The sequence below is a fragment of the Rhodococcus sp. NPDC057135 genome, from assembly GCF_042670865.1.
Classification (GTDB): Bacteria; Actinomycetota; Actinomycetes; order Mycobacteriales; family Mycobacteriaceae; genus Rhodococcus_F.
Map to the genome: position 1 here is coordinate 1 of NZ_JBHUUU010000031.1, position 19,695 is coordinate 19,695.

A 19,695-nucleotide genomic window follows, 5' to 3' on the forward strand; every position below is an offset into this window, starting at 1 on the left:
GTGTTGGGGTGTGGGTCGCGGGTTGGGTTGGATGATGATTTCTTCGTGTTGGGTGGTAATTCGCTCAATGCGACCAGGCTCATCAGCCGCATCAATCAACACGCCGGTAGCGCGTTACCGCTTCGAGCGTTGTTCGATCATCCATCCGTGGTGGAACTTGCTGCGGCACTCGATAATGCAGAGCGTGCCGATCGGCTCGCCCTCCTTGCGCACGCACGCCCGGAACAGATCCCACTCTCGCTCGCGCAGAATCGGATGTGGTTCCTCAATCAATACGACGTCGCGTCTGCGGCCTACAACATTCCGTTGGCTATCCGACTCTCAGGTGCCGTCGATGTCCCTGCACTTCGTGGTGCGGTGGGCGACGTCCTGGCACGCCACGAGTCGCTGCGAACGATGTTCCCCGACAACGGCGACGGCCCCGTCCAGGTCATCCTGCCACCCGAAAACGTCGAGTTCGATCTGAATCCGATCGATGTAGAGAGTGTCAACCTCGACACACGCGTACTCGGCGTCCTTTCCGAAGGCTTCGACGTCACAGCCTCGGTCCCGATTCGGGTGAAGCTGTTCCGAGTCGAAGAATTCGAGCATGTGCTCGTGATGTCGGTCCATCACATCAGTGCGGACGGTGTGTCCATGGCGCCGTTGGCTCGAGACGTGATGGTTGCCTACTCGGCGCGGCTCACCGGCCAGCCGCCCTTCTGGGCGCCGCTGGAGATCCAGTATGCCGACTTTGCGCTGTGGCAGCGGGCGCTCCTCGGTGACGAGGCGGACCCGAACAGCATCGCATCGACTCAAATCGACTACTGGAAAACAACGTTGGACGGGATCCCGGACGTACTGGAATTGCCGACCGATCGACCACGCCCGGCGGTGGCCACCCAGAACGGTGCGATGGTTCGCTTCGACATCGCGCCCGAAGTCATGGATCGCGTACGTGAGATCGCCGATCTCCATCACGCAAGTGTGTTCATGGTGATCCACGCGGTGTATGCGGCGCTGCTGGCGAGATTGTCGGCGAGCACCGACATCGTCGTCGGCACACCGGTGTCCGGACGAGGTGAGGCCGCTGTCGAGGATTTGATCGGAATGTTTGTCGGCACAGTCGTTCTGCGAACAGATGTCGACTCCGCACTGACGTTCTCGGCGTTGCTCGATCAGGTACGTGACCGAGATCTGAGCGCATTCGGCCACGTCGATGTACCCTTCGAGAGGCTTGTCGATGTTCTGAAACCTGTTCGCTCACAAGCTCACACACCGATATTCCAAGTTGCGCTGGCCTACGAGTACGTCGAGGACGCTGTCTTCGAGCTTCCTGACCTTCGTGTGTCGGCTCTCGAATTCGACGTCACTCCAGCTCAATTCGATCTTGCCTTGACGCTGTTCGAGACCGCGGAATCCGAAGTCTCAGACACCGAGTCGGTAACGGTGAGTGGATCGCTGACCTACGCAACCGATCTGTTCGACCGGTCCACGGTTGCATTGTTTGCCGAGCGATTCGTCATGCTGCTCGAGCAACTAACCGAAGACCCGGCCAGAGTTCTCGGTCATGTCGACGTTCTGAATCGTGACGAGCAGAACCTGCTGGTGCCGGTGCGAGGCCTGGCAGCGGCGCATCCGGCGACGCTTTCCGAGCTGATTTTTGCTGCGGTCTCGTCGAATCCGGCGGGGATTGCCTTCCTGTGGAACGACCGCGCCGTCACCTATGCCGAAGCCGACGAACTCTCGACCCGTCTGGCTCACGTTCTCTTCGAACGAGAAGTCTCGCCGGAAACATTTGTGGCTCTCGCTCTTCCACGATCACTCGAGTCGGTGCTCGCAGTCTGGGCAGTGGCCAAGACCGGTGCCGCGTATCTGCCGGTCGACCCGAGCTATCCGGCCGATCGCATCGAGCACATCCTCGGAGACTCTCGGGCAAAGCTCGGTGTGACGATTGCCGAGCATCGTCGGTTCCTGCCCGACGACGTCGAATGGCTGATTCTCGAGGACATCGCCGAAGAACTGGCGGCAGCCCCGGTGAGCCCTCTCGACACACCCGCACGAATCGACAATCCGGCATACATGATCTACACCTCGGGTTCGACGGGGAAGCCGAAAGGAGTCGTGGTCACCCACGGTGGTCTCGCGAACCTTGCAGCCGAACGTCGTGAGCACTATCGCGTCGACTCGCACTCACGATTCCTGCACAACACCTCACCGAGCTTCGACATGTCGGTCGGAGAGATGATGTCGGCGCTCTCCGCGGCGGCGACTCTGGTCGTCACACCACCCTCCATTCTCGGCGGCGACGAGTTGTCGCGGTTCATGATCGACCGCGAGGTCACCCACGCACTGATCACTCCGGCGATGTTGACGTCGATGGAACCGGAAGGGCTCGAGGAGCTTCGAGTTCTCGGTGTCGGCGGTGAAGCGGTTTCCGCCGAACTGGTCAATCGTTGGCAGCCTGGTCGAACCATGCTCAACGGGTACGGACCAACCGAGGCCACCGACATCTCCACCGTCGGTGATCTTGTCGCGGGGAAGCCGGTCACGATCGGATCGCCCGTACGCGGTTTCGGCACGGTGATCCTCGACGCTCGACTGCTACCGGTGCCGATCGGGACACCGGGTGAGCTGTACGTGTCGGGGCCGGCTCTAGCCCGGGGATACCACGATCAGCCCGTGCTCACGGCGACCCGATTTGTTCCCAATCCGCATGGGCAGCCGGGGGATCGTATGTATCGAACGGGTGACATCGCAGCGTGGACACCCGAACTCACCATCGAGTATCGGGGCAGGACCGACAGTCAGGTCAAGATTCGTGGTCACCGCATCGAACTCGGTGAGATAGATGCGGCACTGCACGCCCACCCGGACGTCGATGTGGCCATGGCCCTCGGCAGGCGGACACCGTCCGGGGACACGGCGCTGGTGGCGTACGTCGTGCCGGCACCGGGAACTGCGCCAGAGGCGGGCCACGTCATCGCATTCGTATCCGAGTTCTTGCCGCGTCACATGATCCCGAGTGCCGTCGTCTTCATCGACAAGGTGCCGACAACACCGACAGGGAAGGTCGACGAGAAGGCATTGCCGACTCCTGATTTTGCGTCGAAGATCGTGTATCGGGAACCGAGCACACTTTCGGAAATCGCTGTGGCCAGGGCCTTCTCTGAGGTTCTCGAAATCGCTGACATCGGCGCCGACGACAACTTTTTCGAACTCGGTGGCAACTCACTGTCGGCGATTCGGGTGGTGACAAAGCTGCGGGCTTCCCTCGCCCGCGAGATACCGCTGCAGTGGTTGATGACCGAGCCGACTCCGGCGTCGATTGCGATGCGTATCGATTCCCGACAAGACACTGCCGGTGCGCTGGACGTAGTCTTCCCGATTCGAACCACCGGTGAACGGCCGCCCATGTTCTTCGTCCATCCGATCATCGGCCTGGCCTGGAGTTACGCCGGCTTGGCGCCGTATATCGATTCGGCAACTCCGATGTACGGAATCCAAACTCCGGCAGTTTCGTCCGGGGACCCGTTGCCGGAGTCCATCGAACTCACCGCTGCCAGGTATCTCGAGGAGGTGCGGCGAATCCAGCCTGAAGGCCCCTACCACCTCGCCGGTTGGTCGCTGGGCGGAGTGATCGCACATTCGATGGCGGTGCAATTGCAGGCAGCGGGCGAGTCGGTCGATTCGTTGGTGATGCTGGACAGCTTCGCCCGTGCCGCTGAAGACAGTGAAGAGAGTGAAGACAGTGAAGACAGTGAAGGCACTGAAGGCACTGAAGATTCGGACGCAGAAGACGTCTCGGATATGGGCCTCGAGTTCGCGCAAGCGATGGGTGAACTGACTGCGGAAAAGGTCGGCAGGCTTGTCTTTGCGGCCCAGCACAACGACACGTTGATGAAGACCTATCAGCCGGGGATCTTCGATGGTGACGTGCTGTACTTCACTGCAGCGCTGGATGATCCGTGGCTGAACCGTGGAGCCGATTCATGGCGTGCGTACGTGAGCGGGGATATCGTGAATCATCCCGTCGAGTGCACTCACTGGGACATCACCTCGCCCGCTGCGCTCGAGACCGTTGGTCCGATGATCGCGCACAGCTTGGAGAGGATTCGCGGGATGTCCTGAGTCGCTCGGGCGTGCCGGCAGGACACCGTCCGGATCAGGAAAGGGCGCTCTCCCAGGCGAAACCGTCGGGATCCGCGAAGGGTTCGGAAGCGCCGGTGATGGTGATCCGGTGCGATCCGGTGCCTTCCGGAGCGAGCCCGGCATCCTTCGCCAAGGCGCGCCGCCCATACAGTGCCAGTGTGACATTGCCTGCTGCACTGATGAATTCGACGTACTTGCGGCCGAAGCTCTTGGACACCTCGAGTCCATGGTCGAGGTAGAACTGCTTGCTGGCCTTGACGTCTTCGGCGCCGAGCAGTAGCACGAGGTTGTCGATCGTGCGGGTGGCCGGCCCGTTGTTCTTCTTCGACGACGTGGCGATCTTCCAGATCGAACCGTCGGGAGCCTGAACAACTCCGCCGTATCCCCAGAGGGATTTCTTGACCGGCTTCAACTCGGTGGCACCGGCTGCGAGCGCTGCGCCGACGAATGCGTCGACGATGTTCGGTTGGGAGACGACGAGCGAAAGCGTATATCCACGAAACCCGGTTGTCGGTTCGTTGGATTCGCGTAGCTGGATTCGATCTCGGACGCCGAGAGCGTCGTGAAAGGCCTCGGCTGCCGCGAGGTCCGGGACGTCGAGGAACACGGACTGCGCGGTGGTCCTCTGGGCGCTCCCTGCCGACGTGTGGTTTGACGACGTGTGGTTGGAAGTGGACTTCTGTGGTGTGTTCATGTGTTTCAAGGTAATTGCGGGTCCCTTGGCCGTGCTTCTCGATTCCTGATCGGTTTGGTGAGCCACCATGCGGCATGTATCTCGGAAGCGGGCACTGCGCGGGCAATTTGTCGTGAATATCCTGTTCAGCGGATGTTTTCTCGATAGGCTGATGAGCGCTGATCGGACGTATCTCACGCCACCATGGAACGGGGAAACCAGTGATCGCACTGCGAGGAAAGTCGTTGGCCGCGGTAGTAGTGGTGTCGATGACGGTGGCGTTGGGCGCGTGTACCTCCGGTGAATCGGCGCCTGAGGCGGGCGCTCACTACGGCTCGGACGGTGCCCCTGTCGACTACCGGGAGCCGGTGAAACTGAGCAGTCGAGATGGTGTCCTCGAAGTGCGGTTGTCCGCTCATCAGGGAGTGATTCCGCTCGATACCGCGTCGGCGCCGGTGTCGAATTTCCTGCTGTTCGGGTACGAAGTCATTCGCGGTACGGCCTCGGACGGGTCGACCTCGGCGAGTGACGTCTATCCGGCGCCGACTCTCCGGGTCAACCCCGGGGAGCGGTTGATCATTCATTACGACAACGATCTGCAGGATCTCACGGTCGAGGACTTCTACGATCCGGCGTTCACTCCGGCGGGCGGGGATGTGCCGATCTATCCGCCGGCGCTGTCGTCGGCTCCACTGAATCTGCACACGCACGGAGTTCACGTGAGTCCGGACGGTAATGCCGACAACGTGTTGCTCAACATCCCCGCCGGCCAGGGAAATGTTTACGACTACGCGATTCCGGGGACGATGCCGAACGGTCTGTACTGGTATCACAGTCACCGGCACACCCTCACTGCGCAGCAGACTTACATGGGTCTGGCCGGACTACTGGAAATCGGCCGGCCGGACGGAAATTTGCCTGTCGTGACGGCGAACGACATTCCGATCCGCGATATGGCACTGCAGTACAACTTCGTGTTCGACCGCAAGGGGAAGGGCCGGCAACTCAACGACGCGAACTGGCCCCAATTCGTCAGTACCTTGACGCCGCCCACCGGCGCGGAATTAGCCGACGGTACCTACCGTCCGAGCTTGGCGCCCGTGAATTTCTCGGAAACCACGGAGGGAGCACAGTATTTCACCAACTGGTACAGCGGACCGCTGTCGCCGGCCAACCATCGTGGACAGAATCAATTCGTGCCAGGCAACCTTCAGAGCTTCGCGGGCGAATCGACGAGAGTCCCGGCTGACCCCTCCCTGCCCGACAACCAACGCGACGTGCAGTACACCGTGAACGGTCAATTTCAGCCGTCCCTGAGATTGAAGCCGGGTCAGACCGAGATCTGGGTCCTCGCGAACATCAGCGACTTCGCCTACATGCCGGTCACGTTGACGGAAACTGCAACCGGCGCTCATCCGAAGTTCGCGATCGTGGGCCAGGACGGAAATCCGTTCGACGAGGTCAGGCCACCTGTGGACGGCGACGGAACCAGGCTGGTGATTCCGCCGGCCTCGCGATACGCGATTGCGGTGACGATGCCGGAGGCCGGCGATCTGGTGCTGGAGATGCCACCGCTCGAAGGTGCAAAGCCGGTGAGCAATCCAGGCATTCTGTACACAAACAACGGCACCGACAATCCGCCGGCCGAACTCGGAACCGTCACTGTCGACCCGTCGGTGATCAGCTACGCGGACGGATTCTTCACGTTCCCGACTCAACAGTTGATCCGTGCGACACCAGATGAGGGGGAAGGAAAGACGACTCCATTCGACTTCGGACAAAAACTGGACACCTACACCTCCTTCGTGGATACCGCAGCGATGACGCCCGACGTGACCCGCAACCTCACTGTCTCGGGCGGATTCGGAAACGAGAAGGCCAGCAACAGTGATCCGAAGGCCTTCACCTACGAGTTCGCCGATAACACGTTCCCCAACATTCCGCTGATTCAACCGCGTTTGAATTCCGTTGAGGAATGGAAGATCACGAACCTCAACAACGACGAACATCCGATGCATATTCACGTCAACGACTTCCAGGTGACGGAAGTCGTGGATCCCGTCGCAGGTACCACGACGGGCGTTCAGCCCTGGGGAATCGACAACGTGAACGTGCCGGCGCCGGTGACGGACGAGAACGAGAATGCGCTGGAACCAGCATCGGTGACGTTGCGGACGAAGTTCACCGAGTACACCGGAACCTTTGTCATTCATTGCCACCGACTCAATCACGAGGACAACGGATTGATGGCGACTGTCAACGTGATTCCAGAGGTGTCGACATACGCAGTGGCGGTGCCCGGTTCGGCCGGAGTCCCCGCCAAAGTTCAGATATTCGATGCCAACGGCGACAAGCTGATCTCCACCGTCACTCCCTTCCCGTCGTTCGAAGGCACGCCGAGTGTTGCGATGGCCGACGTGAACGGAGACATGGTGCTTGATCTGGTGGCTGGAACAGGTGCAGGCTCGGCTCCGGAAGTGGTGGCGTACAACGCAGTCGGAGGCGTGCCGTTCACCGACGAGTTGGCAAGATTTGCACCTTTCGATTCGGGGTTCCGTGGTGGAGTGAACGTGGGCGGCGTCGACATCGACGGAAATGCTCTGGCGGACAACATCATCGTTGCGTCGGGCCCAGGAATGGAGTCGCAGGTCAAGATCTACTCCACCGACCTTCCAGCGGACAAGAAGTCCGCGCCGGCAGAATTCGGCTCCTTCTCTCCGTATCCGGGTTCGAGTAGCGGCGTCACTTTTGCAACTGGGATGGTCGACAGTCACTCCGGTCGGGCGAGCATCGTGACCGCGCCGGGTGCCGGCGACGAGCCTTTGGTCAAGACGTTCCGCTACGACCTGTACCAGACGACGGCAGCTACGCAGGGTGACTCCGATGAACACGCAGGTCATGCGGATGGTCCGGTGACGACATCACAGTTCTTGGCCTTCGATCAGGGCTATCGCGACGGGGTGTCGCTCTCGACGGGATGGGTGGCCGGCGCTGAGGGCGGAGCCAAATCGATCGTGGCGGGCATGCTCGGAGGGGAGGGTTCAGTCCGTGTCTTCTCGAGTGGATCCAGGCTCGACGGCGCGCCCGAGATGTACCTCGAGAGCCCTGACCATCATTCGGCGGACGTAGAGTTTCGGGAAGTCGCAGCCTTCGATCCGTTCGCCGGTCCAGGATCGGGCGTCGAAGTAGCGACGACGAGCACGACTACCGGCGCGGATCTCCTTGTGAGTGGTAGCAACGGAACGGGTGCCGAAGTTCGGAAACTCACGCTGGGTCGCGCCGATCCGTCCGCGACTACATTGACACCGACGCTCGTGGGAACGCTCCCGCCCTATCCTGTCGGTGGGGGAGCCTTGCCGCTCGGTGGTCGATGATCGCGTTTGCGTCAGTTTCGAAAGTAGTTCGATTTCAACAGGTCTCGAGTTCTGAGCGTTTCTGAAGTTGTCCGTTATGTCTCTGGTTATCGAAAGTATGTTCGATTAAACTTTGAGCATGGACAGTCGGGAAGCGTGGCAGCTGGATGGTGAGGGCCTCAAGAGTGAGGTTCTGGATCTGGTGCGCGTCCGGCACGAGTTGCAGTCGCGGATGGTGTTGCTGATCGTGGAGATGTTTTCCCGGGAGACTTTGGTCGGGAAGGGTTTTCGGGCGATCGCGCAGTGGTTGCATGGTTCGACGAATTTGGAGATCGGTGAGTGCAGTCTGCTGGTCAGTTTGGCGCGGTTGCTCTTGCTCGAACCTGTTGTGGCGGATGCTTTTCACCGGGGCGATGTGGATGCGTTGAAGGCGCGTCAGGTGGCGTCGTTTTGTCAGCATCCGCCCAAGAACATGACGCCGGCGGATGTGGACAAGGCCCGCGGGATCCTGCTTGACTTGGCGTCGAAGAACATTGCGGATTGTGATGCGGTACGGGCAGCGATCCGCCGGATCGAGAAGCAGTACGGAAAACGTGAGGACGGCGTCCCTGTCGGGGAGGATTCGGAGCGTAACGAGTTCTACGCCTCGAAAGGCTTGTACGGGCGCGTGTCGGTGAAAGGTGATCTGGATGCCGTGAACGGGGCCCGTCTGATCACGTTGTTGTCGAGTTTGTCGGCGCCGACGCCGGAGAAGGACGGCGTCAAGGACACTCGCACTCCGGCGCTGCGGCGGGCGGATGGGTTTTGTGAGTTGTTGCGGCGGTACGAGCGGGCAGGACTGGGTCCGATCGAGGGTGGAGTGAAACCGCACATCACTCTGACTGCGTCTGCGAAAGACATGACCGACCTCAAAGCCTTGAAGGATCTCCTGCCGTCGACGGAGGAACTCGGGTTCGCGTGGACGGATTGGGTGGGCCCGATCAGCATCGACACCGCCCGGATGTTGGCCTGCGACTGCACGGTCACCCGAATTTTGTTGGATGAGAACGGTGTTCCGCTCGACTGCGGCAAGGAAGCAAGAACCGCGACGGTTCCGCAAAGGCGGGCGCTGGCGGTGCGTGATGGCGGGTGCGCGTTTCCAGGGTGCGGAACTCCGTCGGGGTGGTGCGATGCTCATCATATTGTTCACTGGAATGATGGTGGCCCAACGGATCTCGACAATCTGATCTTGTTGTGTGGCCATCACCATCGGACACTGCACCACACCGAATGGAGGGTCGAGATAGGCCCGGATCGGAAGGCGGTGTTCTATCCGCCGATGTCCGTTGATCCGTATCAGCGGCCGATCGGCGGGAACAGTCCACCGACAGCGGCGTGAACCGACATAACTGAAAAGGCCAGCGCGTGTACCGGGGAAGAATCATGCCCTGGTGCACACGCTGGCGTTTTCGTGTTCCGTCGAGTTCAAGGCAGCGACCAGAACTGAGTAGTCACGAGGTAGAAGACGACAACCCAGAACAAGGTCACAGCGGCAACGATTGCCACTCCTTGCGCGTTCGTCTTCGCCACAGGAATCCCCGGAGGTGGACGCAGCCAACGGCGCAGGAGTCGATTCACGTAGTACGGCATCGTGAAGAAACTCATGATGAAGCTCGACAGCAGATTGCCGATCAACAATCCCAGCCAGAGCGGCAACTTCAGCGGCGACAGGGCCAGGGTAAGGAGCACGACCGTCGGGTAGAGGCCGACCCAGACGGCGATCGAGGTTTTTGTCTCCGAAGGTGGCGGGGCCTCGTTTCCGTTCTCGTCGAAAGCAAACCAACTGCCGAACGAATTGTCGACGGTCCGCAGTTCGAAGTCGTGGAACTTGCGGCCCTCGGCGAGGAGTTGTTGTCGTTCAGGGGAAGTCAGCCACGTGTCGAGATGGGCGGCGTTGTCGAAACGATAGAGCAGCGTCCATTCATCCTGCACACCGTCGACGGGGCGAAACAGTTCGGTGCCGCGAAATCCGTCGAAAGCGCTCTCCACTTCGCGAAGACGGTCCTGCCAGGCGAGGAACTCGTCGATGCTGTCGTCACCGACTCGGTGCGTCACCACGACGGTCAGCAACGGGTCCGGAGGTTTGATCCCGCCGCTCACGACCTGCTGCGTGGCCGGGCCGTCGAAGTACTGACGACCGTTCTCCAGGTGGTCCTGCCTCGTCGCGCTGTTGATCCACGCTTGAACATGTGCGATGGAGTCGAAGCGGTACACGATCACCCAATCAGGTTGGGTAGACGTCGGAGCCGCAATTTCTGCCCCGAGGAAGCCCGCGTAATCTGCGGCTGCTCGGTTGAGATCTTTCTGCCAGACCTCGAACTCTTTCTCCAGTCCGGCGCGCACTCGCTGGCCGATGATTACTGTTGCCGCGCTGTCTGCCGAGGTGTTCGCGGTCATCGGTTCAGGCCCGTGAAGATGCGCTCGGGGGTGAGCGGTAGCGACCGGAATCGCGACCCGGTGGCATCCTGCAATGCGTTCGCCAGTGCAGGAGCAACCGGATTGATGCAGCACTCTGCCATTCCCTTGGAGCGGAGCGGACCAACGGAGTCGGACGAATCGACGAGGATCACCTCGGTGCGAGGAACGTCTGCATAGGTCGGTATCCGGTAGTTACGCAGGTTCGGGTTCATCATCGCGCCATGCGCGTCTACGTGGAAGTTCTCGGTCAAGGCGAAGCCGATGCCTTGGGCGACACCACCTTCGATCTGTCCCCGCACCTGCGCCGGATTGATGATCACCCCAGCGTCGGTGGCTTGGACGCTGTAGAGAATGCGAATCTCACCGGTGATGCGGTGGACGGCAATCCTGAAGCCATGGGTATTGGACACCACGCTGCGCGGAGACCCGTATGCCTTCCGAGCCTCGGTGAATCGGATCCCGCGCGGGCGTGCAGCCTCGAGTAACTCTTGCAGTGTTACCCGAGTGCTACCGCAGACGATCTTGTCGTCGTCCATCGAGCATTGGTCTATCGCGACGCCGGTGTGGTGTGCCGCGAAGGCCAGCAGTCGGTCACGTAGCGCGTTCGACGCGCGAAGGACGGCGTTGCCGGCAACAAACAGCCCGGCGCTGGCGAAAGCGCCTGTGTCGAAACCGGTTCGGTCGGTGTCCGACTGAATGATTCGCACGCGCGAGGGTGTGGTGCCCAGCTGATGCGCGGCGATCTGCACGTGGGCGGTAGAGGTTCCCTCGCCGAATTCGACTGTGCCGATGGCAAGTTCGTACACACAGTCCTCGCCGAGAGTGAGCCAGGCCTCGGAAATGTGCTCGGTGGGAGGTGCTGTCTCATGTAGAGAACTTGCGGTACCGGTCCCGATAAGCCAATCGTCTCCGAGGGGTGGGGCCGGATGGCGGTTCAATGCGGCGTCGATCAGATCGATGCATTGCCCCAGTCCGTCTTCGGTGAAGATCACGTCGTCGGGGCCGTCCTCGAGTGCGACCAGCGAATCGCCCGGTCGCACGATATTGCGTCGACGCAGCTCTAGCGGGTCCATGTCCAGCGCGACGGCCAGCTCGGTCATCGCCGATTCCACTGCGAAGGCAGGTTGAGTCATCCCGTATCCGCGCAACGCGCCACTCGGAACATTGTTCGTGTACACGGAATACGCATCGAACTTCTTGTTCGCACAGCGGTAGAGCGAGACTGCCGCGCCGCCGGCAAAGAGTGTCTCTCCGCCGTGGTTTCCGTACGCACCGGTGTTCGAGATGTTTCGGTACTGAAAGGCCGTGAGGGTGCCGTCCGACTTGGCACCAAGTTTGATTGTCAGCTTCATCGGATGACGTGGTGACGCGGTGGTGAACTCTTCTTCGCGGGTGAATTCCAGGCAGACGGGACGGCCGGTGTCCAGGGTGGCGAGCGCCACCAGATCTTCGCTGATCACTTCTTGTTTTCCGCCGAACCCGCCGCCCACGCGTTTGCAGAACACTCGTAGTTGATCCGGGCGGAGGTCGAAGAGGTGGGCAAGTTTGACCTTGGCGATCGAGGGAGACTGCGAACTTGTGCGAACGTGGAGGCGGCCATTTTCCATCCACGAGATCGATCCGTGCGTCTCGAGGTGTGCGTGCTGAACCCGCGGAGAGAAGTAGGTGCCTTCGTGGATGACGTCGGCCTCCGCGAAACCGGCGTCGACGTCGCCGACGTGGCCGTGAATTTCGAGCAGGATGTTGCGTTCGGGATCTCTGACAAAGGGATCGTCGGACCCGTGCAGGGCCGGAGCGCCGTCGGCCATGGCCTCTTCCGGATCGAATACAGCCGGTAGAATCTCGTAGTCGACTTTCACCTTCCGGCGGCCTTCTTCCGCGGCGACGACGGAGTCGGCGAGTACGGCGACGACACGCTGGCCCACGAAACGTACGACGTTGTCGAGGATGTACGTGTCGTCCGGGTCAACAAGGTGGTCGGTATGAATTGCCGTGGTGAAGAGCTTGCGCGGCACGTCTTTCCAGGTGTAGACGCGATGCACGCCAGGGACAGCGAGAGCGTCGGTGGTGTCGATGGACACGATGCGTGCATGGGCGTGAGGCGAGTGCAGCACTTTCAGGTGCAGCATGCCGTCGATTTCGGTGTCCATCGTGTACTCGGCGCGTCCGGTTACCACCTCGGTCGCCGCCGGCGCGCCTACGCTTGTTCCGACTGCTTGACCGGGGAGGGCAACCTCGATGGCGCTGACACCGTTGACAGCGTCTTCGATGGATCGGTAACCGGTGCAGCGGCACAGGTTTCCCTTGAGCGCTCGCGGCAAGTCTTCTTTCTGCTCGTCGGTGAGTGCCGCCGAGGTCATGATCATCCCAGCGGTGCAGAACCCACACTGAAATCCGGGTGCGTCTCGGAACTGCTGCTGAATCGGATGGAGATCTTCGGGCGTGCCGAGTCCCTCGATCGTGGTCACGTCGTGACCGTCGGCGCGAAACGCGGGTGTGATGCAACTGTGGATCGGTGCGCCGTCGAGCCACACAGTGCAGGCCCCGCAATCACCTCCGTCGCACCCCTTCTTCACTCCGTGGTGTCCCAGTTGCCGAAGGAATGTGCGCAGACACTGACCGGGGAACGGTTCCTCGTCGAACTTTCGTTCGTTCACCGTGTAGCTCATGACAGGCTCCCCGTCAGTTCGATTCGCAGCTCGTCGGCGTAGTGACGAGCGAGATGAAGGCGGTGGTCGGGGGCTCCGTTGGGATCGTCGAACCAGCTCTCGGTCGGGATGGAGTCGACAGCTCGTCGCAGAGATTCTTCGTCTGGCATCGCGTCGAACGTCAGCCGGATCGGATGCGTTGTGCCCGCAGTGATGGTCAGGTGAAAGTCGTCCGTGCCAGGAGTCTGCACCGCGATCATGAAGATCGTCGATCGCCCGAGATGAGTGAGGCTGAATCGGCGGTGGGCGTGCCGTTTGGTGAGTGCGTGCACCGGGAACTCGATGCTGCGAAGAACTTCGCCCGGCTCCAGGACGTTCTGGTGGTCGCCGGTCACGAAGTCGCAAGCGTCGACGGTTCTGACACCCCCGTCGGTAGCCCACAGTGTGAACGTGGCCTCGAGTGCTACCGCCAGCGTGATCATCGGTCCGGCGGGAAGTGACATGCAGATGTTGCCGCCGACGGTGGCCGCATTCCACACCTTGAACGAGGAGAGGAAGTATTCGCAACTGACGCGAATAAGTGGACTTGCGCGCCAATTGTCCGGTGGTACAAACGCATACAGTTCAGCAACTGTGCACGTAGCTCCGACACTGAAGTGAGTCGCGCCGACGTCCAGTGGTGTCCAACCGAGTGCTGTGAGGTCGACGAGTCGACGTGTGTCGGGTTGTTCGGCGGAGAACAGCCAGGTTCCACCGGCAAGCCAGGCGTCACCTGGACGCCACACTTCCCCTGGGTGATCCGGTGGTCGGCGTATCACGTCGGTAACGGTGGTGATGTCCATGCGCCTGCTCCCCTCGGGGGACGAGTCGTCCAGGAGTGGGACATTACCGAGGTGACGGGACACATTCACACTTTTAGTGCATTTCGGGCACGCAAAGCGCGAGTGAAACGTATGCGACATCGGCCGGTGGATCGCTGCTTGTGCTGGCCGATTCTGGGTACGACTGCTTGAGAGGCGCGATCAGCCTCTTGCTCTCGCGCTGTTGATTCGGACGCGGCTACGCACTCGGCGGCCGCGGCGACCGTGCGGGGCGGGACACTGTGAAACCCTTCGAGGTCAAACGGACTGACACTTCTGATGAGACGCACTTTCCGCTCTCGGCCGCGCAACGGGCAACCTGGTTCGCACAACAACTCGATCCTGAGGTCCCGATTTTGATTGCGCATTACGTCGAGTTGCGCGGCGCATTGGACGTCGAGTTGTTGGATCGGGAAACGCGAGCGGTTGCACACGAGTTCCAATCTCCCTTGCTGAAAGTGATCGAGGTCGACGGTCAACCGATGCAGTACGTGGATGCGACTGCCGAAATCTCGGTCGGTTTTGTCGACTTCCGCGGGACCGAGGATCCGTTCGAGACTGCGCTCGAATGGATGCGCCGAGATTGTCGGACGCAACTCGACCTGGCAGTCGACGAAATCGTCGAGACGGCTGTGCTGTGTGTGGGTGACCTGCACTACCTGTGGTACAGCCGCATTCATCACGTAGCGCTCGACGGTTTCGGTGCCATGACCACCATGAACCGTATCGCGCACCGGTACTCGGCCGCGGTGGCGAAGAAGGACCCGAAACCTGCTCGTGCCGCGCCGCTGCGCACGCTCTACGACATCGACGTGCAATACAGAACGTCCGATCGATTCCTTGCCGACCGTGAGTACTGGGCCGGGCGGAACGCGGCCGTCGCCGGATCAACCACCCTGGCGGACGACTCTGGGCCCGCACAACCCGAGAGCGCACTCGAGAGTGCTCTCCTCTCACGCCTCGGCGGTGCCCGACTCGACGAATCCGAGAACCAAGCTGCAACAGTCATCGCTGCACTCGCGCTGTACCTCTCGCGGTTGACCGCGAAAGAGACTGTCCATATCCATGTTCCGATGTCCGGGCGGACAACGGCGCTGTTACGCAACTCGGGCGGAATGATGGTCAGCGTCGCACCGTTGGTGATCGCGACGGCCGGGGTCGATACCGTCGGGGAACTCGTCGCGCGGGTCCAGCGTGAGCTCATGGGTGCATTGCGACATCAGCGCTGCAGCCTCGACGACATCCGTCGGGACGCGGGCGTGAAGAGCGTTGTGGAGGAAGAAGACTCGTTTGCCGGCCCCATGGTCAACGTCATGCTGTTCCGCCAGGAGGTTCAACTGGGCGAGATGGTGGGCGAGTACCACATAGTCACGTCCGGTCCGGTGGAGGATCTGCTGGTCAACGTCTACCCGAGTGGCGACAGGCTGCGTGTCGATTTTCGGGCGAACCCGAACCGGTACGAGGTCGCGGGTTTGCGCGATCACCACCGGAATTTCCTCGAGTTAGTGGAAGAGCTGATCGCGGCCGATCCCGGTGCCGAACTCTCGGCAGTTCACGACCTGACTGCGCGCGAGGGTGTGCGACGACGCCGCGAAGATCGGCAACTCGCGTATTGGAGACATCAGCTCGCCGGGGCACCTGAACTGCTGCAACTTCCGTCCGATAGACCCCGGCCGGCAGCGCAATCGCTGCAAAGCGGACAGGTCGACGTTCGGGTCGGCGCCGACACTCACACTCGGATCACCGCCACGGCGAGTGATCTCGTGACGGACACACGTGCGGTCTTACACGCAGGCTTTGCGCTCCTGGTGAGCCGGTTGTCCGGAGCTTCGGACGTGGTGATCGGTGCGCCGACGGGATTCGGCGCGAACCTGGTGGCCGTCCGCAATCGCATCGATCTGGAGATGCCGTTCACGACGCTCCTGCACAGCGTCTCCGAGGCTCGCAGTAATGCGCTGCTGCACAGTGAGATACGGCTCGAGCAGGTGGCGCAGGCGCTCGGCGTGGAAGATGTGCCCGCGTATGCACCGGTCGTTCAGGTGACGTTCGAGTGCGTCGGCAGCACCGACGAGCGACCTCGTGACGTTGGCCGTTTCGACCTCGGCGTATGTGCGGTGGAAAATTTCGACGCGGAGGGTGAACCGTCCGGAATAACGGTGGTGCTCGAGTTCGCTACCGATCTGTTCGATCCCGAAACGGTACGTGGTCTGGGTTTACGGTTCGCGCACATCCTGGAATCCCTCACCACGGGTCCGCCGGTCGTGATCGGCGACATCGACATCCTGTCGGAGGACGAACGATCCGCGACACGGCCTGACCGCAGTGGCCCTCGCACTTCGCATCGCACCCTCGCCGACTTGTTCGACGGCGCGGCGCGGCAACATCCCGACCGCGTAGCTCTCTCGTATCTCGGTGACGAGTTGTCGTATCGAGAAGTCGACGAGGATTCCAGTCGAATGGCTCGAATGTTGATTGCCCGCGGAATTGGTCCGGAAAACCTTGTGGCGCTGGGGTTGACGCGCTCGATCGAATCAGTTGTCGCCATGTTGGCGGTGGCCAAGGCGGGTGCGGCATTTGTGCCCGTGGATCCGACTTATCCGTCTGAACGTGTTCGTTACATGTTGACCGATTCCGGCGCCACGCTGGGACTGACGGTCGTTTCGGAACTCCACCGGTTACCGGATTCGGTTCCGTGGATGGCGATGGACGACCCTGAGTTCCGTGCCCACTGCGCACAGTTGCCCGGGCGCTCCGTCTCCGACATCGATCGGATGTACCCACTCCGGCCCGACAATCCGGCGTACGTGATCTACACCTCGGGTTCGACCGGCCTCCCCAAGGGAGTGATTGTCTCCCATCGTGGTCTGGAAGATCTTGCCGGCGAGCAGCGTTCGAGGTTCGGTGCGACGCAGAACTCCCGTACGCTGCACTTCTCGACGCCGAGTTTCGACGCCTCCATCTTCGAATATCTGCTGGCCTTCGGTGCCGGAGCGGCCATGGTGATCGCCCCGAGCACCATCTTCGGTGGGGACGAGCTGTCCCGATTCCTCGGCTCCGAGCAGATCACGCATGGTTTTGTCACGACCGCGGCGCTAGGAACAGTGTCACCCGATGGTCTTTCGGACTTCGGCAATCTCGTGTTCGGTGGGGAGGCGTGCCCACCGGAACTCGTACAGCGGTGGGCTCCGGGTCGGAGACTGTGCAACGCCTACGGTCCGACCGAGGCCACTGTGATGTCGAACATCAGCGAACCGTTGGCGTCGTCGGAGACAATCACCGTAGGTGGACCGCTCCGTGGATTCCACGAGATCGTGCTCGATCCGCGATTGCGCCCCGTTCCCGACGGTGTCGCGGGGGAGTTGTACATCTCGGGTGAAGCGCTCGCGCGTGGCTATCACCGAAAGCGCGCCTTGACGGCAGAACGATTCGTGGCCAACCCTTTCGGACCCACCGGGCAGCGGATGTACCGAACGGGGGACTTGGTTCGCGTCCGGCGCGGCCGTGCGCTCGAGTATGTCGGTCGTAGCGACTTCCAGGTGAAGGTTCGTGGATTCCGGATCGAGCTCGGGGAAATCGACACCGTCGTACAGTCGTGCCCGCAGGTCGAGAATGCAGTTACCGTGGCGAGTGCCGCTCCCTCCGGCGCCACGATGATCGTCGCGTACGTCGTGCCTATCGGCGGGAGTGCGCTGTCGACGGCCGAGTTGACGCAGTACGTCGCGGACCGCATGCCGTCGTACATGGTGCCCGCAGCGTTTGTTCTTCTCGACGAGTTGCCGATCAGTCCGTCGGGAAAGGTTGATCGTGGGGCATTACCTGCACCGCAGTTGATCGGTCGATCGGTCGAGTTCAGGCCACCTGTGAGCGCCGAAGAGAACTTGCTGGCCGAGATCTTTGCTGACGTCCTGGGTGTCGCGAAGGTCGGCATCGGTGACAACTTCTTCGATCTTGGTGGGAACTCGCTGGTTGCGACGAGGCTGATCGCGCGTGTCAACTCCGGTGCCGCAGTCGATTTCGGGGTGCGAGCATTGTTCGAGGCACCGACAGTCGAATCACTGGCGGTGAAAGTGCGTGACGCGAAGGCATCCGGCCCCGATCATTCTCGATCGAGGCGTCCTCTCTTGCAGAGACATTCGCGTCCGGACACAGTGCCGGTGTCCCTGGCGCAACAACGCCTGTGGTTTGTCAACCAGTTCGACACGTCGTCCCCGGCCTACAACATTCCCATGGCGGTTCGACTCGCAGGAGCATTGGATGCCGCTGCGCTGCGGGCCGCAGTGGGAGATGTCGTCGATCGTCATGAATCGCTTCGAACCGTCTACCCCGCCTCGGTGGACGGCCCACTGCAGGTCGTAGTTCCCCCGGAGCGCGTGATGTCGCAGATGTCGTGGGACGAGGAAGCAGCGGACGAGGAAGAACTGGACGAGCGGATTGCCGAACTCGCTCGACAGGGATTCGACGTGAGTGTGGACGTGCCCCTTCGCGGCACTCTCTTTCGGATCGCTCCGGACGAACATGTGCTCGTGCTGGTTGTTCACCATATTTCGGCGGATGGAGCATCCCTCGAGCCGCTCGCCCGCGACCTGGCCCGCGCCTACGAAGCGAGAGCAGCGAATCAGATACCGGGCTGGCCCCCGTTGCCCGTCCAGTACGCCGACTACAGCCAATGGCAGGTCGAGTTACTCGGAGGTGACGCCGATCCGGACACTCTCGCGTCGAAGCAGTTGGACTATTGGACATCGACCCTGTCCGGACTGACTGACGTGATCGACCTTCCGCTGGATCGACCGAGACCGGCCGAACGGTCCATGCGCGGTGAAGCGGTCCGATTCTCGGTGCCCGCGGACGTGCACAGTGACCTTCTCGATCTCGCGCGGCGCGTCAACGCAACTCCCTTCATGGTGCTGCACGCGGTGTTGGCGGTGCTGTTGGCGCGACTGAGCGACTCGGCCGACATAGCAATCGGCACTCCGGTGGGAGGGCGCGCTGAGCAAGCGCTCGACGATCTGGTCGGGATGTTCGTCAACACGGTGGTCTTGCGAACCGCCATTGATACTGCCGCGACTTTCGAGGACATTCTTGCCCGGACTCGCGAAGTGGATCTGGCAGCGTTCGGGCATACCGAGGTGCCGTTCGAGAGCGTTGTCGACGCGATTGCGCCGGAACGTTCGACGTCGCATTCACCCCTCTTCCAAGTTCTGTTGGAGTTTCAGAACATCACCCACCCCCATCTCGAACTGCCAGGACTCGTTGTCGATGCGATCCCGGTGGATATCGGTGTCGCAAAATTCGACTTGCAGTTGGCGCTCTCCGAACGGCGCGGTCAGGACGGCATTCCCGCCGGCTTCGATGCAGCCTTCACCTATGCCTCGGACATCTTCGAGGCCGGCACGGTTACGGAGTTCGGGGAGCGGTTCGCCCGCCTACTGAGGTCGGTCGTGGCGAATCCTACTGCGCCGGTTGGTGATGCGGAGATCCTTGTTGCGGGTGAGCGTGGGTTTGTGGTGGGTGGTTGTGATGGTGTGGGGGTGGTGGTGGGGGGTTTGACGTTGGTGGATGTGTTGGATGGTCGG

At 61.4% G+C, this 19,695-nt stretch carries 8 protein-coding genes; 4 read left to right on the forward strand and 4 right to left on the reverse strand.

What is annotated here, in order from left to right:
- Positions 1–4,110, forward strand: coding sequence for an amino acid adenylation domain-containing protein (locus ACFT1A_RS30720; protein ID WP_378450071.1), 4,110 nt, complete (start codon positions 1–3; stop codon positions 4,108–4,110).
- A 34-nt stretch (positions 4,111–4,144) separates the two neighbouring features.
- Here the strand turns inward: ACFT1A_RS30720 and ACFT1A_RS30725 are convergent, their stop codons facing one another.
- Positions 4,145–4,825 (reverse strand): glyoxalase, encoded by a 681-nt coding sequence (locus ACFT1A_RS30725; protein WP_378450072.1) that lies wholly within the window; start codon positions 4,823–4,825, stop codon positions 4,145–4,147.
- Positions 4,826–5,073: 248 nt separating this feature from the next.
- On the opposite strand from ACFT1A_RS30725, the gene ACFT1A_RS30730 reads away from it, so the two are divergent.
- Complete coding sequence (locus ACFT1A_RS30730) at positions 5,074–8,178, forward strand: multicopper oxidase family protein (RefSeq protein WP_378450078.1); 3,105 nt, start codon at positions 5,074–5,076, stop codon at positions 8,176–8,178.
- 118 nt (positions 8,179–8,296) lie between these two features.
- On the forward strand, positions 8,297–9,535 hold the full coding sequence (locus tag ACFT1A_RS30735; protein ID WP_378450073.1) for a DUF222 domain-containing protein: 1,239 nt from the start codon (positions 8,297–8,299) through the stop codon (positions 9,533–9,535).
- Between the two features lie 86 nt (positions 9,536–9,621).
- Here ACFT1A_RS30735 and ACFT1A_RS30740 read toward each other — a convergent pair whose 3' ends face one another.
- The 3 genes from ACFT1A_RS30740 to ACFT1A_RS30750 are packed head-to-tail and all read right to left on the reverse strand — an operon-like array spanning position 9,622 to position 14,104.
- Positions 9,622–10,593 (reverse strand): antibiotic biosynthesis monooxygenase, encoded by a 972-nt coding sequence (locus ACFT1A_RS30740; RefSeq protein ID WP_378450074.1) that lies wholly within the window; start codon positions 10,591–10,593, stop codon positions 9,622–9,624.
- On the reverse strand, positions 10,590–13,283 hold the full coding sequence (locus ACFT1A_RS30745; protein ID WP_378450075.1) for a molybdopterin-dependent oxidoreductase: 2,694 nt from the start codon (positions 13,281–13,283) through the stop codon (positions 10,590–10,592). The genes ACFT1A_RS30740 and ACFT1A_RS30745 overlap by 4 nt, the downstream gene beginning before the upstream one ends.
- Entirely contained in the window at positions 13,280–14,104 is an 825-nt protein-coding gene (locus ACFT1A_RS30750) for an FAD binding domain-containing protein (RefSeq protein WP_378450076.1), read from the reverse strand. Before ACFT1A_RS30750 ends, ACFT1A_RS30745 begins: the two co-directional genes overlap by 4 nt.
- Before the next feature lie 260 nt (positions 14,105–14,364).
- On the opposite strand from ACFT1A_RS30750, the gene ACFT1A_RS30755 reads away from it, so the two are divergent.
- The coding region (locus ACFT1A_RS30755; RefSeq protein WP_378450077.1) for an amino acid adenylation domain-containing protein at positions 14,365–19,695 on the forward strand (5,331 nt) is incomplete at its 3' end.